Annotated in this window: 13 protein-coding genes and 1 tRNA gene; 7 read left to right on the top strand and 7 right to left on the bottom strand. The window is 60.3% G+C overall.

Going from position 1 to position 15,908, the window contains the following annotated elements:
* Positions 1-59 precede the first annotated feature (59 nt).
* Positions 60-1,736 (top strand): alkaline phosphatase D family protein, encoded by a 1,677-nt coding sequence (locus QM647_RS17535; RefSeq protein WP_414996845.1) that lies wholly within the window; start codon positions 60-62, stop codon positions 1,734-1,736.
* A 3-nt stretch (positions 1,737-1,739) separates the two neighbouring features.
* Here the strand turns inward: QM647_RS17535 and QM647_RS17530 are convergent, their stop codons facing one another.
* From QM647_RS17530 to QM647_RS17515, 4 genes are all read right to left on the bottom strand, one after another.
* Complete coding sequence (locus tag QM647_RS17530) at positions 1,740-3,785, bottom strand: glycoside hydrolase family 2 TIM barrel-domain containing protein (protein WP_414996844.1); 2,046 nt, start codon at positions 3,783-3,785, stop codon at positions 1,740-1,742.
* A gap of 73 nt (positions 3,786-3,858) precedes the next feature.
* Positions 3,859-4,476, bottom strand: coding sequence for a pseudouridine synthase (locus QM647_RS17525; protein WP_414996843.1), 618 nt, complete (start codon positions 4,474-4,476; stop codon positions 3,859-3,861).
* On the bottom strand, positions 4,473-5,000 hold the full coding sequence (locus tag QM647_RS17520) for a GNAT family N-acetyltransferase (RefSeq protein WP_414996842.1): 528 nt from the start codon (positions 4,998-5,000) through the stop codon (positions 4,473-4,475). Before QM647_RS17520 ends, QM647_RS17525 begins: the two co-directional genes overlap by 4 nt.
* A 5-nt stretch (positions 5,001-5,005) precedes the next feature.
* The gene (locus QM647_RS17515) at positions 5,006-5,359 is read right to left on the bottom strand and encodes a DUF1304 domain-containing protein (RefSeq protein WP_414996841.1); all 354 of its coding nucleotides are present in this window, start codon (positions 5,357-5,359) and stop codon (positions 5,006-5,008) included.
* A gap of 109 nt (positions 5,360-5,468) precedes the next feature.
* Here QM647_RS17515 and QM647_RS17510 point away from each other — a divergent pair, with 109 nt between their 5' ends.
* From QM647_RS17510 to QM647_RS17485, 6 genes are all read left to right on the top strand, one after another.
* A complete protein-coding gene (locus tag QM647_RS17510) occupies positions 5,469-6,011 on the top strand; it encodes a glutathione peroxidase (protein WP_414996840.1) in 543 nt (180 codons plus the stop codon).
* Positions 6,008-6,616, top strand: coding sequence for an esterase (gene ypfH / locus QM647_RS17505; RefSeq protein ID WP_414996839.1), 609 nt, complete (start codon positions 6,008-6,010; stop codon positions 6,614-6,616). The genes QM647_RS17510 and ypfH overlap by 4 nt, the downstream gene beginning before the upstream one ends.
* A gap of 131 nt (positions 6,617-6,747) precedes the next feature.
* The gene (locus tag QM647_RS17500; RefSeq protein ID WP_414996838.1) at positions 6,748-8,901 is read left to right on the top strand and encodes a TonB-dependent siderophore receptor; all 2,154 of its coding nucleotides are present in this window, start codon (positions 6,748-6,750) and stop codon (positions 8,899-8,901) included.
* Positions 8,902-9,152: 251 nt separating this feature from the next.
* Entirely contained in the window at positions 9,153-11,249 is a 2,097-nt protein-coding gene (locus QM647_RS17495) for a TonB-dependent siderophore receptor (protein WP_414996837.1), read from the top strand.
* A gap of 78 nt (positions 11,250-11,327) precedes the next feature.
* Positions 11,328-11,921, top strand: a complete 594-nt coding sequence (locus QM647_RS17490; protein WP_414996836.1) for a hypothetical protein — start codon at positions 11,328-11,330, stop codon at positions 11,919-11,921.
* Positions 11,918-13,381: a PepSY-associated TM helix domain-containing protein gene (locus tag QM647_RS17485; protein WP_414996835.1), complete on the top strand. Its 1,464-nt coding sequence runs from the start codon at positions 11,918-11,920 to the stop codon at positions 13,379-13,381. Before QM647_RS17490 ends, QM647_RS17485 begins: the two co-directional genes overlap by 4 nt.
* Before the next feature lie 7 nt (positions 13,382-13,388).
* On the opposite strand, the gene QM647_RS17480 is transcribed toward QM647_RS17485, so the two are convergent.
* The 3 genes from QM647_RS17480 to QM647_RS17470 all read right to left on the bottom strand — a co-directional run bounded on the left by QM647_RS17480 (position 13,389) and on the right by QM647_RS17470 (position 15,895).
* A tRNA-Leu gene (locus QM647_RS17480) sits at positions 13,389-13,475 on the bottom strand.
* A 158-nt stretch (positions 13,476-13,633) separates the two neighbouring features.
* Positions 13,634-15,088, bottom strand: a complete 1,455-nt coding sequence (locus QM647_RS17475; protein ID WP_414996834.1) for a M20/M25/M40 family metallo-hydrolase — start codon at positions 15,086-15,088, stop codon at positions 13,634-13,636.
* A gap of 9 nt (positions 15,089-15,097) precedes the next feature.
* Entirely contained in the window at positions 15,098-15,895 is a 798-nt protein-coding gene (locus QM647_RS17470) for a competence/damage-inducible protein A (RefSeq protein WP_414996833.1), read from the bottom strand.
* Positions 15,896-15,908 lie beyond the last annotated feature (13 nt).

Here is a 15,908-nt window from a genome sequence, read left to right as displayed (position 1 = left end):
AAAACGGCTGTCATCAAATCACCCTATCCGCTGAAACCATCGGAAACAGCGGGAGCCTTATGGGGATGGTCAGCCGCCGGAAAGTCCTGTTTGCCGCAGGCACGATTGCCGCCGCGCCCGCGCTCGGCGCATCGGCGCTTCCCGAAACGCCCTCCGCCGTCCGCTTCGAACATGGCGTCGCTTCCGGCGATCCCCTGCCCGATGCGGTGATCCTGTGGACACGGATCAGCGGCCTGGAACGCGGCGCCGATATTACCTGGCAGGTGGCGCACGACGATAGCTTCACCACACTGATCGCCCAGGGCAAGACCTATACCGATGCCGGCCGCGACTATACGGTCAAGGTCGATATACGCGGCCTGACGCCGGATACCGATTATGTCTATCGCTTCCTGGCTGGCCCGATCGCTTCGCCCGTAGGCCGCACCCGCACCCTGCCGCTGGAAACGGACAAGGTGGTGCTGGCAGTGGCCTCCTGCTCCCTGCATCCGAACGGCTATTTCAACGCCTATCGCGCCATCGCCGACCTGCCCCGCGTCGATGCCGTGGTCCATCTTGGCGACTACATCTACGAATATGGCGCGGGCCTGACCGATTACGGCATGGGCAATGGCCGTATGCTGATGCGTATCCCCGAACCGGCGCACGAGATCGTTTCCCTGGCGGACTACCGGATGCGTCATGCGCAGTACAAGCGCGATGCAGACCTTCAGGCCGCCCATGCCCGTGCGCCCTGGATCTGCGTCTTTGACGATCACGAGATCTGCAACAACCCCTGGCGCGACGGTGCGGAAAACCACCAGCCGGACGAAGGCGACTGGGGCGTGCGCAAGGCGGCGGCGCTCAAGGCCTACAGCGAATGGATGCCGATCCGCGACGCTGAGCCCGGCAAGTTGCGCGAAGCCATTTATCGCAGTTTCCGCTTCGGCAAGCTAGCCGAACTGGTCATGCTGGAAAGCCGGCTGCTGGCGCGTAGCAAGCAGCTCGATTATGCCGAGGACCTGACCTTCAGTGACGGCAAGCCGGACAAGGCCGCTTTCCGCGCCAGGCTGAATGATCCGGCGCGCGAACTGCTGGGCGCCGATCAGCGGCAGTGGTTGCAGAACACCCTCAGTCAGTCGGTGCGTGATGGCGTGACCTGGCAGGTGCTGGGCAATCAGGTCGTCATGGCGCGGGTCAATGGCCCGGATATCGTCAAACGCCTGGGGCCGGATACGGTCAAGGGCCTGCGCGGCATGTCGCCGGAAGGCGTGCGCAAACAGCTAGATACCTTCGTGGCCCTCTTCGATAGCGCCGATCCCCTACCGTTCAATCTCGACGCCTGGGACGGTTATCCGGCCGAGCGCGAACGTCTCTACGCCATGATCAAGACCGCCGGCGCGCGGACCGTGGTGGTTTCCGGCGACAGTCATTGCGCCTGGGCCAACCAGCTTTGTGACGGTGTTGGCCAGCCCGTGGCTGTCGAACTGGGCGTCACCGCCATCACCAGCCCGACGCGCTGGCTCGATTCCTGGCTGCCCGACCTGAAGCTGGCCGAAACCCTGGCGGACCAGAACAGTGAAGTTCTGGCCGCCGAAGACGCCTATAACGGTTTCGTTCGCCTGACCCTGACGCCGGACGAGATGGTCGGCGAATGGATGTCGGTCAATACCATTACCTCGCGCCAGTTCACCTGCTTCCCTCAGCGGAAATTCTCGGCCAGGGTGGAAGCCGGCCCGCTCTGGCTCAAGGCATAGACTTTACGGTTTGGGCCCTTCGTAATTCCACACCACGCGATCATGCAGGTCCTTGCCGGCGAAGGCCTCAACGACATTGTCACCGTCCTTCAGGTCAATCTCCCAGATGGCGACGTGATCGCCCGCCGGCTGCGCGCCAATCGGCTGGCCATTCAGTGACAGCCTGACCTCGGCCTGATTGGAATAGACTTTCACCTTCACATGGCGGATGCGCTTGCGGATATCGCGCGGGCTGGTGATATGGACCATGCCCTTGTCCGACCAGTTGGCCTGATACCAGTAATAGGCATCCTTCTTCGTCTGGCGGTCTTCGGTCACCAGTCCCTTGTCATTGATCGCCGGACGGTCGCCTTCATTGCGGCGGAAGGACGGAAAATCGAACGCCACCCAGATGAAGTCCGACCACAGATAAGGCCGCGCCTTCAGTTCGCGCCAATTGCCTTCATGATAAAGCGCCTGATATTGCTCCGGATGCCAGAAGGCCTGCGGCACCACGGCCTTGGGTGCGTCTTCCTGCTGAAGGATACTGGCGCCGGCGCCATATTCCGATACGCCAAAAATGCGTTTTGGGTATTTCGCGTGCAGCGCATCGGCCCACTTGCCCATGTCGGCGAAGGTGTCTCCATACCAGCCGAAATAGCGGTTGTAGGAAATGACATCACTGTGCCCGGCCACCGGATCGTCGTCGGCCAGGCAGCAATGGGCGTAAACCGTGGGCCGTGTCGGGTCCATGGTCTTGGCCGTGCTCTGCAAGGCGGCCAGGACGAGATTGGGGTCCGGATCGGTGTGGCGGATCTCATTGCCCAGCCCCCACAAGGCCACAGACGGATGGTTGTAGTTCTGCGCGATCAGTTCGCGCATCTGCTGAACGGCGTTGTCCTGAAAGGCCTGACCGGCGCTGATCTCATCGACCAGCGGCACTTCGGTGGTCAGCAACATGCCCATGCGGTCGGCATCGTCATAGACGCGCTGCGGATGCTGCATATGGGCCAGACGCAGGGCCGTAACACCCATATCGTCCAGGATCTGCATGTCCTCATCTATATCGGCATCGCTGACCGCCGTGCCTTTGTCCTTGCGGCCCGGCTGCTGCATATTGGCGCCGTAGATGCGATAGGGCTGGCCATTGAGCAGGAAACCCTTATCGGCATCGATCGCCACAGTCCGGATACCCAGTGGCACGCTTATCCGATCATTTCCCGCCTCTACCATTACCGAATAGAGATAAGCGTCCTTGCGACCATTCCACAAATGCGGACGGTTGACGATGAGCGCCTGCTCAATCGGCAAGGCCTGTCCAGCGGCTAGTGAGACGCCTTGCGAACCGGACGCCACGGCCCGGCCGTTTTCGTCGAGAATACGCGTCCTGACGGTCGTCTTCGCCAGCTGTTCGCTGTCATTTTTCAGCAGGATGCGCGCACCGATATCGGCCTTTGCCGCGCTGATCGATTTAGTGGTTACATACACACCCGGCCCGCCATGATCCATCAGATCGATATGAACCCCGCCGGTGGTGATCAGGGATACATTGCGATAGAGCCCGCCAAAGACGTTAAAATCTCCCGTGAGCGGCGCCACCTGGGGCACACGACTATTATCGACCCGCACCGCGATCAGGTTATTGCCGGCTTTCAGCGCCTCGGTGATATCGAAACGGAAGGCCGCATAACCGCCTTCGTGATGCCCGACATTCCGTCCATTGACCCAGACATCCGTGATAAGCGCCGCGCCGTCGAATTGCAGAACATAACGCTGGCCCGCCACGGGCGTGATGTCGAGCTGTCGGCGGTACCAGCCCGGTCCGCGATAATAGACGCCCTCCAGTTCTCCGCGGGATTTATCCCCGCCCTGGTTGGCATCATCGGCATTGAAGGTATGCGGCAGAGTAACGGTTTGCCAGCCCGTCGCCTGAAAATCGATGCCCTGTGCTGCCGGTACATCGCCCTTCATGAACAGCCAGTTGTCATTGAGAGACATCTGCTCACGGGCCATGGCCGGTAAGGCGAAAAGGGCGGCGAACACCCAAATCAGGCGGGCAAGATGTTTCATGATGGCGTTTCCTGTTTATGCCGCCACCCTATTCTGACACCGGTATCATGACAAGGAAATTCGTATGATGAATTTAAAAGGGCGCCTCTGAATGAAAATCCATCCTGTCTCCCGTAACCGGATGCGGCAAACTTAAGCGCTCGGCGTGAAGCAGCAGACGCGGGCTTAAACACTCGATTTCCGGCGGGGCATAAAAGACGTCTCCCAGTATCGGATGGCCAATCGCCATCATATGCACGCGCAACTGGTGCGACCGGCCGGTGACCGGCTCCAGTTCGACCCGTGTGGTCCCCTGTCCGCTTTCCAGCGCACGCCAGCGTGTTAGCGAAGGCTTGCCGATCTCATGATCAATCATCTGGCGCGGCCGGTTGGGCCAGTCGGTGATGAGCGGCAAATCGACCTCACCCTCACCCTCCAGAGCGCCCGCCACCACGGCAATATAGCACTTCGAGACATGGCGATCGGCGAAAGCTTTCGACAGGGTGCGATGCGCCTCGGCCCCGCGCGCGAAGACCATCAGGCCGGACGTGGCCATATCCAGCCGGTGCACGGTCAGGGCGTCAGGATAATCGGCCTGCAACCGCGTGATCAGGCAATCCTTGTTTTCCGGCAGGCGGCCTGGCACGCTCAGAAGGCCGGCGGGCTTTTCCGCCACCAGCATATGATCGTCTATATAGTGAATATCCGTCACCCGGCAGCCTTGCCCATGCGCACAATTTCCAGGCTCAGGCCACCGGCCATCTGGGCTTCGGCGGTCTCGATCTGCGTATAACCATAGGCCCGATAAAGCGGAATGCCGGTCAGGGTCGCCCCCAGTTCAAAGCGCCGGAAACCGGCGGCCGTGGCAGCGGCCTCGCAAGCGTGCAGCACCTGCCCGCCCAGGCCGCGTCGCGTCCAGCCAGGCTTGACGAAAAAGGCCCGGATGCGGGCAGCGTCCGTCGCCGGATCAAGCCGGTTATCCTCCCGCCCCGCCAGGGCATCGGCGCCATAAAGCGTCTTGCGGAAACTCCAGCCGCCACAGGCGACGATCTCGCCTTCGGTTTCGATCACCAAATAGGTCTGATCGGTGATCAATTGCGTATCGACGCCAAAGACCGTGCCGAGCGCCGCCTCACGCTGGGCCAGACTGTAATCGCCGGCCTGCAACACCATGACCGACTCGGCAATCAGCGCTTTCAGGTCGGGAATATCCGCCGGCAGCGCGGTACGCAGCATAAAGTTCATAGATGGAGCAATACCAGCGCGATCAGAGCGGGCAAGGCCTGAATGAACAGAATCGACTTCTTGACCGTGAAACCACCGTAAAGCCCGGCCACGATCACGCACGTCAGGAAGAATATCTTGATATAGAAACCGTCATGAGGCGCCAGAAGCCCCCAGATCAGACCCGCGGCCAGAAAACCGTTATAGAGTCCCTGATTGGCCGCCAGTTTGGCGGATTGCGCTGCGAATTCGGGCGTCAGGCCGAAGGTCCTGCGGCCGAACGGCGTCTGCCACAGAAACATTTCCAGGATCAGGAAACCGATATGCAATACCGCGACCAGCCCGGTAATGATGTTGGCGATCAGATGCACGCAAGCCTCCCCTTTTTATGCGTATACGGGTTATGGATTATATGGTGGTCCCGCTCTTGCCAAAGCGCAAGGAAGAAAGCACTTTACGCCCATATCTGAGGAGTACCCCATGACCAACATTTACGACATCCCCCTGAAGCGCATCGACGGTACGCCGGCGACACTTGGCAATTTCAAGGGCAAGGTGCTGCTGGCGGTAAATGTGGCCTCGAAATGCGGATTGACGCCGCAGTACGAAGGCCTGGAGGCGCTCTATCGCGAAAAGTCCGGCGAAGGGCTCGAAATCCTCGGCTTTCCGGCCAATAACTTCCTGGCTCAGGAGCCGGGTACGGACGATGAGATCGCGACCTTCTGCTACAGCACCTACGACGTCACCTTTCCGATGTTCGGCAAGATCAGCGTGGTGGGGCCTGACAAGCACCCGCTCTATGACACCTTCACATCGGCACAGCCAGAAGCCGTCAGCGCCGGCCCGATGCGCGAACGTCTGGAAAAGTTCGGCATTCCCGTCAGCCCGGAAGGGGAAGTTCTGTGGAATTTCGAAAAGTTCCTGATCAGCAAGGACGGTCAGGTCGTCGAACGCTTTGCCCCGGATGTGACCGCCGATGATCCGCGCCTGGTGGCGTCCATCGAGCGCGAACTGGCGAAATGACGTCCATAATCATTCAGCGCCCGGGGGCACCGGATCGGCTGGTCCTGCTGTTTCATGGCGTCGGCGCCCTGCCGCAAAATATGGTCACGCTTGGCAAGGTGATTGCCGACGCTCACCCGAATACCGCCGTGGTCAGTGTGGCGTCGCCCTATCCGTCCGATACCGGCGGCGGCTATCAGTGGTTCTCCGTACGCGGCGTTACCGAAGAGACCCGTCCGGCAAGGGTCACCGAAGCCATGCCGGCCTTTATCGCCTGCGTAAAGCAATGGCAGGCGGAGATGCAGGTTCCAACTGACGAGACCCTGCTGATCGGCTTTTCCCAGGGCGCCATCATGGCTCTGGAATCCACCCAGCAAGCGGACCGGATCGCCGCCACCGTCATCGGTCTGTCAGGCCGTTTCGCCGCCCCGCCTGAGACAAAACCGGCCATGCCGGTTCACCTGATACATGGCGACGCCGATCCGATCATGGCGGCCGCGCACGCCATCGCCGCTCATGACCAATTGGTCGCGCTCGGCGCCGATGTGACGCTGGATATCGTGCCAGGCCTGCCCCACACCATTAATGCGGAAGTGACCCGGCGGCTCCTGACTTATGTGAATTAAGTCTCCAGGCGGCACTGCGGCAAATAGACCACACGCCTCGCTCGCTTGCGAATTACTCTCAGTTACAGTTGACAGCCCCGTACCCCCTGCGTATGAGCGACACATTGAAACTCATTCGCAGGAACCTCCCCATGACTGCCCGTCGCCTATCTACCCTTCTTATCACCGCCTCAGCCGCCGCGCTTATTTCCGCTGCTGTGGCTCATGCCGAAGCGCCCGCCGAGCCGGCCGCTGACGGCGATGCCAAGGAAGTGGTGGTGATCGGCAAGCGCGTGATCAAGGGCTCCGCCGGCGCCACGGGTCTCGACCTCTCCCTGCGCGAAACGCCACAGTCTGTGACAATTGTCACGGCGGCGCAGATCAAGGACTTCGCCCTCACGGACGCCAACCAGCTTCTGAACACCCTGCCCGGCATCAATGTCGAGGCCGATGAAACCGACCGCACCTATTACAATTCGCGCGGTTTCGACATCCTGAACTTCCAGGTCGATGGCGTTGGCCAGCCGCTGGACTGGGGCTTGCAGGTCGGCGCGCTCGATACCGTGCTGTTCGAACGTATCGATGCCATCCGCGGTGCCACCGGCATGCTGACCGGCACCGGCAACCCGTCGGCCGTCATCAACTATATTCGCAAGCGCCCCACCAAGAATTTCCAGGCCGACGTCACCGCCTCCTACGCTTCGTGGAACAATGCCCGCCTGACCGCCGATGTATCCGGCCCGCTGAATGAAGACGGCACAGTCGCCGGCCGCTTCGTGTATGCCCGCAATGTCTCCGATTCTTACCTGGACTATTATAGCACCGACCGCAGCGTCTATTACGGCGTGCTGTCCTGGGATATCACCCCCAAGCTGAAGGCCACCGCCGGTTATTCGCAGCAGGACAACGATGTGGACGGCGCCAGCTGGGGCGCCCTGCCGCTGAACTTCACCGATGGCACGCCGGTCAACTACTCGGTCAATGCCAACTCGGCGGCCCCCTGGACCTACTGGAACACCCACGACCACCAGACCTTCGGCGAACTGTCCTATGCCTTCGATAATGGCTGGACCGTCAAGGGCATCTACACGCGCAAGTCCTATAACGAAGACGCCAAGCTGCTCTATCCGTGGGGCAACCCCGACGCAACGACAGGCCTGTCCGACAGCGATCCGGACAGCGTCGGCGTTTATGGCTATACCGCCATCTATCCGTCGATCCTCAAGCAGGACATGTTCGACGTGATCGCCAGCGGCGATGTCAGCCTTTTCGGCCGCGAGCACCAGCTCATCTTCGGCGTGAATTCCACCCATTCCTCGACCTACAAGTGGGAAGCCAATGGCGATGCCCTCTATTATTCGGCCATCCTGGGCGGCACCGTTGCGGCACCAGCGGAACCATCCTATAGCGACGCGGTCCTGCAGGAGCAGATCAAGACGGATACCACCCGCGCCTACGGCGCCATCCATCTGAATTTCACCGACAAGCTGAAGGGCGTAGTCGGCTTCAATGCGGTAAATCTCAAGTCGGTCGGCGCCTCCTACGGCGTGGCCGAAAATCGCTCGGAAGACAAGATCAGCCCATATGTCGGCGCCATCTATGACATCAACACCAATGTGTCACTGTATGCCAGCTATTCGGATATCTTCAATCCGCAGTCGACCTACGACTATAATCGCCAGCGCCTCGATGCCGCCCAAGGCAAGAGCTATGAAGCCGGCATCAAGTCGGAATGGTTCGACAAGCGCCTCTATGCAACGGCGGCCTATTTCAAATCCGAGCAATATGGCCTGTCCGAATATGCCGGCCAATACACGACCGACCCGGAGGATCCAGATTACAACGCGGCTCTGGCCGGTCAGTATTACTACGCGGGTATAGACACCTTTGTCGAAGGCTACGAACTCGAAGTCGCCGGCAAGATCACGCCGGACTGGACCGTCAATGGCGGCTGGACAGATCTCTCGATCAAAGATAGCGACGGTAACGACACACGTACCTATCTGCCGCGCAAGACCTTCAAGTTGTCCACCACCTATGGCATTCCGCAGCTGCGCGATCTGAAGCTGGGCGCGGCCTGGCGCTGGCAAAGCGAAGTCTCGACGACGAGTGCGGGCTATCCCTTCAGCCAGGATGCGTATTCGGTGGTGGATCTGATGGCCAGCCTGCGCCTGGCCGATCACATCCGCGCCAGCCTGAACATCAAGAACGCCTTCGACCAGAAGTATTTCGGCGGCCTGCAATGGGATCAAGCCTTCTATGCCGCGCCCACCAGCTATACGCTGACGCTCGACTATACGTTCTAGAACAACTTCACTCAGTCCACTTCAGCCCCCGTAAGCGCTGGCTTGCGGGGGCTGTTTATTGCCTGGCAATCTTACTTTCGCGCCTTACGCCATATTCACCGCATGGGGCGCATGAAAACAAGCTTCCCTACCGCACTGCGACATATCGACCACAGGCACAGGCGATATGAGAATTATTCTCATTCTCCATTGACAGGTGGCATAGCCCTACGTAATGACCGTTGCAAGCCATTCGCATATCGGAGTTATTCATGCTCGCAACCCGCCGCCTCGCCACCCTGATGATGGCCACATCTGCCGCCGCGCTGCTGTCAACCGCTGTGGGCCATGCGGAAACGCCCGCTGATACGGTCGCCGACAGCGAGCCCAAGGAAGTGGTCGTCATCGGCAAACGCGTGATCAAGGGATCTGCCGGTGCGACGGGCCTGGATCTTTCCCTGCGTGAAACGCCGCAGTCCGTCACGGTGCTCGATGCACAGCAAATCAAGGACTTCGCCCTGACCAGCGCCAACCAGCTGCTGCTCCAGGTCCCTGGCATAGAGGTCATCGCCGCGGAAACCGACCGTACCATGTATGCTTCGCGCGGCTTCGACATCACTAATTTCCAGGTAGATGGCGTGGGCCAGCCCCTGATCTGGGGCATCCAGTACGGCGATATCGACACGGCCATTTATGAGCGTGTCGAAGCGGTGCGTGGTGCCAACGGCATGATGACCGGCACGGGCAATCCGTCCGCCACCATCAACTATATTCGCAAGCGTCCAACCCAGGCCTTCAAGGCCGATATCAGTGCCTCCTACGGCTCATGGGATGACAAGCGCCTCACGGCCGATATTTCCGGTGCCCTGAACAAGAGCGGCACGCTTGCCGGTCGCTTCGTATATGCCGGCGAGGACAAGGATTCCTGGCTCGATTACAATCATGTCAACCGCAATACCTACTACGGCATCGTATCATGGGACATTACGCCGAAGCTGAAACTGACCGGTGGCTACTCCCAGCAGGACAATCTGGCCGACGGCGTGACCTGGGGCGCCTTGCCCCTGACAGAACTCGACGGCACGCCGATCACCTATTACAAAACCTCGGACACCACGTCCGCTCCCTGGACCTACTGGAACACGCACGACAAGAGCACGTTCGGCGAAGTGAGCTATGCCTTCGATAACGGCTGGACCGCCAAGGTGACGGGCACGCACCGCGAACTCAACTATGATTCCGAACTACTCTACGCCTGGCCTTACGCGGCCTATAACACCATCATAGCCTATTCGGGCCATTATCCGTCCGATGCCAAGCAGAACATGATCGATGCCCAGGCCAGCGGTCCCTTCACCCTCTTCGGACGCGAGCACCAGCTGGTGGTCGGCATCAACACCGCCGATGCCACCTCTCTGCAATGGTCGGGTGCGGCCAACGCCTATAGCTATTATTCGGATATCTCGAGCTGGCTGTCTTCTCCGCCGGCCGATACGGGCTTCACCGATCTTATCCTGCAGGAAGATACCGAAACCAAAACGAACCGCCTCTATGGTGCCGTTCATCTGAACCTGTCCGACCGGCTGAAGGGCGTCGTCGGTTTCAACGCGATCCAGTTGAAGGAAGTCGGCTATTCCTACAGCGTCAGCAATAACCGTTCTGACCATGCCGTCAGCCCCTATGTTGGCGCGGTCTACGATCTGACGAAAAATATCTCGGCCTATGCCAGCTATTCCGACATCTATAACCCGCAGTACGAAGTGGATGTGAATCATCAGACTCTGCCCGCGGCAACAGGCAAGAGCTATGAAGGCGGCTTAAAATCGGAATGGTTCGAAAAACGCCTCTATGCTGCCGTTACACTCTTCAAATCAGAACAGCATAATCTGGCGGAAGCCGCGGGGACCGATCCGGATACGTTCGCGACCTATTATGCCCCCACGGAAGCCTATGCTAAGGGGTACGAGGTGGAGGTTGCCGGCAACATCACGCCGCAATGGACGCTCAATGGCGGCTGGAGCGATCTGGAGATCAAGGACGCCGATGGCAACGATTCCCGTCTGTATTCCCCTCGCCGCATGCTGAAACTGTCAAGCACCTACAGGGTGCCTCAGTGGCGGGACCTGAAAATCGGTGGGGCTGTACGTTGGCAAAGCGATACGTCAACTGTCGACAATACAACAACGATCGTTCAGAAGGCTTATGCCGTCACCGACCTGATGGCTAATATCCGCCTGACCGATCATGTCTCCGCCGGTCTGAACCTCAAGAACGTCTTCAATCAGCGTTATTGGTCGACCCTGGCTTGGGGGCAGGCCTATTATGCCGCTCCGAGCAGCTATACATTTACACTGAACTACAGCTATTAAACCCAAGACTTGCTTATAAATCCCCAGCCACCCGCGGTCGTCTGCCTGCGGGTGGCCAGACTATTTGACGGATAGAAGATGAACGCGCTTGCGATCCCGGGACTCCTGCTTCTCATTGCCGGTTTGCTGACGGTATTCACAACCTGGCGGCACAAAGGGACGCGTACAGGCATCTGGCGCTATGGTCTGCCGGGCGGATGGGCACTGATTATTGCCGGCATGGCCATCTGGGCGTTCAGCACCCACCCCGACCAGGGTCTAGCCCTGGGTTCGGTGACCCTTATGATATTGGCAGGCGGCATCCTGGCCTGGCAGGGTTTGAAGCTGGCCGGCAAACCCGCCAAGACACAAATTGAGCGCGAAAGCGCCACGGACACCATTGCTCTGGGTAAGGGCTATTGGGGCCGCTTCGCCGTCCGCCTGGTCGGCAGCCTGCTCGTCGTGCCGGCCGTTAGTATAATGCTCGGCATTTTCTGGCAGGCCTATATGCCGGTCAGTGCCGCCGACGGACTGGTCGGCGCCGCCATCGCCGCCATCCTGATCATGGGCGCCGCCCTGACCTGGCAACTGGCCAGCCGTCACCCCTATCGTACGTGCAGCCTCCTGACCGGTCTGGCCGCCATTACCGCCGTGGCGGTCTATCTGCCCCTCCTGCTTGGTAAAGGCGCATGACCAAATCCCGCACCCTCTGGCCAAAGGTTTCCGCCGCCTTCGTGGCGCAGAACCTGACCGGCCACAAGATCCTGGGCCTCGCCACCGCCGCCGTGCTCTACCTGATCTGCCTGTCCGGCACGGCCACTGTTTTCTATATCGACATGGAGCGCTGGGAGACCGCCAGAAACCCGGAAATAACCGAATTCCGTCCGGAGATCGTGGCGGCGGCCATTGCCGATGCACGCCCCCGTCTGCCGAAAGGCGAGACAACCATCAACCTTTACACGCCGACGAAGGACTATCCGCGCCTCAATGTCCAGGTTGGCAAGGAAACGCGCACCTATGACGCTCAGGGCCATTATGCCGGCTCCGGCAAGCATCCGGCCACCGAGGCCCTGACCGAACTGCACTATTATCTGCACCTGCCGTCCAGCTTCGGCATGATCGTGGTCTCGATCGGTGGCGTGGCCATGCTGGCCCTGATCCTGGGCGGCCTGCTGGCCCATCCTCGCATCCTGAAGGACGCTTTCCTCTGGCGGCTTAATGGTACGCCACGCACCAACCGCGCCGACCTGCATAACCGCATCGGCGTCTGGGCCTCGCCCTTCCATATCGTCATTGCCCTGACCGGCGCGGTGATCGGCCTGTCGCAGATCTTCCTGTTCGTCTCCGCCATGACCTTCAACAAGGGGGATACCACGGCCGCCTTCGCTCCCGTCTATCCCGATATCGCCGCCAAGACCCATGACGGCCAGATGTCAACCGAGGCCATCATCAAGGCCCTGACCACCCTCAGGACCCAGCATCCGGACGCTCATCCCAACTATATCGGCCTCAACAATATCGGCACGGATCACGAGGCCTTGAGTGTCGCCGCCGAGGTTGATGACCGCCTGGTCTATGGCGACAACTGGGAATTCGACGGCAAGGGCAATCTGGTCGGCAGGCTGCACCTGTCGGATGGCGCGGCCGGCAAACAAGTCTTCGCCAGCCTCTACCGCCTGCACTTCGGCAATTTCGGCGGCATCTGGGTGCGTTGGGCCTACGTGCTCCTGGGACTTGGCCTGTGTCTGATCTGCACGACCGGCATGGATATCTGGCTGATGAAATCGGCACAGAAGGGCCGGCCCTATCCGCGCCTGCACAAGCTCTGGACTGGCTTTGTATGGGGAAGCGCGGCTGCCATGGCCTTGGCAACCCTGACGACGATCACTGCCGGCCTGCCCTATATTCCGGTTTTCTGGGGCCTGACGCTGGTCCTGTCGCTGTCAGGTCTGTGCCTGCCTTCACAAGGTCAGGTATCGAGGATCGGCCGCTATGCCCTGGCGGCCTCCCTGCTAGCCCTGGTGGCCGGTCATGTGCTGCGCTTCGGCGCGACATCGTTCTCACAGACGGCGCTCGGCCTTAACCTGACCCTGCTGGTTCTCGCGGCTATTACTGCCGGACTGACCCTCTGGCAAGATCGCCGCCAAGGCTGAGTTGAGGTGGTGCGGCCAGCCGGGGTCGAACCGGCATAGGATTGCTCCTGGCAGATTTTAAGTCTGCTGCGTCTACCAATTTCGCCATGGCCGCGTGTCCAGGCAGGCAGGGGGATGCTTCTGCCTGAAACCAAGGGAGTCGTAAAGCCTGGAGCGGAATGTGTTTTGATAAAATCAAAACTTCCGCTCCAGGCTTCTTGTCTTATCGCGCACTTTATCCGAAAAGTGGTGTCCACTTTATCGGATTGCGCCCTATTCCTCGTCCTTCGGCGGCAGTTTGAAGCGGACATCCGTATTGGCCATCAGCCACAAGGTCGCCGTATAGGCCGCAACGTTCTGGCTCATCTGTTGCGGATCGATGCGGTCCAGGGTGTCATTGGCCGTATGGTGAGTATCGAAATAGCGGTAACCATCCTGGTTGAGGTCGAAGGCCGGTACAAAACCATTCATGGCGCCGGAATCCTCGCCGCCGTGCGGCGTGGCCTTGGTGTCCTGGTAGATACCGAGTGGATACAGCAGGTTGCCAAGTTGGGTGACAAAGCCCGTGTCATCGGTCGCCGACAGGGCGAAGTTATTGATCCTGTCCGCGCCGAAGTCGGATTCGGCATGCGCCACATAGTTAGACAGCTCGGCCTTGTGTGCCTCACGGAAAGCACCGCCGCCGGTCTCGGAGGTCGGCGAGCCGGCCGGCTGAGAGACTTCTTCCGAGCCCCAGAAGACAACGCGAATCGTGCGCTTGGGCTTCAGGTTGTGATCGATCATCACCTTGGCAGCGGCCATGGTGATGGCGATACCGGCGCCGTCATCGATCGCGCCCGTGCCGAGATCCCAGCTGTCGAGGTGACCGCCGACTACGATGGTTTCTTCCGGCTTTTCGGAGCCGACCAGATCGGCCACCACGTTCTGCGAGGTCTTGAGCCCCAGGAACTGGCCGGTCGTCTTCATGTGGATGCTGACAGGCCCGCCCTTCCCGGCCTTTTGTAGAGCTTCGATGCGGCTAAGTTGTGAGGCATCAGGCGCGCTGATCGCCATGGCCGGGATACCCTTGCCATCCGACCAGGCCGAGGCGCCGGCATGGGCGAAGCGATTGCCATCGGTGCTCAGGGAGCGCATCACAAAGCCAACCGCACCGCGCTTCTGGGCTTCCATGGGCCCTTTTGAACGAACCGTACCCGACATGCGGCCATAGCCCGAGCCATTGCTGGCCTTGGCCATCGGCTGGAGGACGACGACGATTTTGCCAGTGACATCCGCCTTGGAATCGAGGAATTCCTGCCAGGTATCGAACATCACCGCTTCCGCCTCGACCTCACCGGCCGTGGTGCCGCCCAGCGATACGCCGACCAGGGGTTGGGCGAACTCACCGGTAATGGCGATGGTCTCCGGTCCGCGGCGCGCCCAGACATGCAGCGGGAAGGTTTCGATGTGTACGTTCTGGAAGCCCAGTTCCTTCAGATGGGCGGCGGCCCATTCCGCGGCGCGCTTTTCCGAATCGCTGCCGGCCGGACGCGGGCCGAAACGCGTCGTCAGTTCGGAGAGGAAATCATAGGCCACATTGGTTTTCAGCGCGTCATCACGCAGGACTGCCGCCTGAACCTCGGCCGGCACCGGCGCTGCCACCACAGGCGCTGGCTTCGGCTTTGCCAGGGCAGGCACGGCGACAGTAAAGGCAAGAACGGCCGCAAGGCCCGTGACAGCGAACTTCATGATAACTCCTCAAATTTGCGCAGTGATTTCTTCAAAACTGGCCAGTGGATTACGGGCCTTCCCGGCCTCGACCACCTGGATCAGCGCCGCTTTCAGTTCGTTCGTGGCCGCATCGACCCCTTCGGCATCGCGGCCGCGCACCACCAGCTGGGTGCCGAACTCGCCATTCAGTGACAAGCCATAGGGATAGCTGCCGAGCGACAGGTCTGGATAGCGGCCATTGATCTCACGCAGGGCATCGGCGGCATAGCTTTCGCCGACATAGGCCAGCTTGACGGTGCGCGACAGCACGCGCGCGCCCGTGCGCAGGCGTGGCGCCACATCCTCCAGCATGGCCTCCATGATCTTGGGTACACCTGCCATCACGAACACATTGCCGAGCTGGAAGCCCGGCGCCGCCGAAACCGGATTTTTGATCAGGTCGGCGCCATGCGGGATGCGCGCCATGCGACGGCTGTTGTCGTTGAGCGTCCAGCCCATGGCGATGGAGCGATCGGTCAGCGCCTTCAGCGCCGCCGGGTGTTCGCTGATATCGACACCGAACGCCTTCGCCATGCAGTCGGCAGTGATGTCATCGTGAGTCGGGCCTATGCCGCCGGTAGTGAAGACATAGTCGTACGCATGACGCAGGGTATTGACCGTCTCGACGATCTGCGTCTCGTCGTCATGCACCACCCGCGCCTCTTTCAGGTCGATGCCGAGCGAAACGAGGAATTTGGCGATTGTATTGATATTGCTGTCGGTGGTACGCCCCGAGAGAATCTCGTCGCCGATTATCAGGATCGCGGCGGTCGGATTGGTCGTCATGGGAAGGGCTCCA

Source organism: Asticcacaulis sp. (assembly GCF_047605585.1).
Classification (GTDB): domain Bacteria; phylum Pseudomonadota; class Alphaproteobacteria; order Caulobacterales; family Caulobacteraceae; genus Asticcacaulis.
The sequence above is the reverse complement of the archived record's forward strand: the minus strand, read 5'-3'. Positions and strand labels throughout refer to the sequence as shown.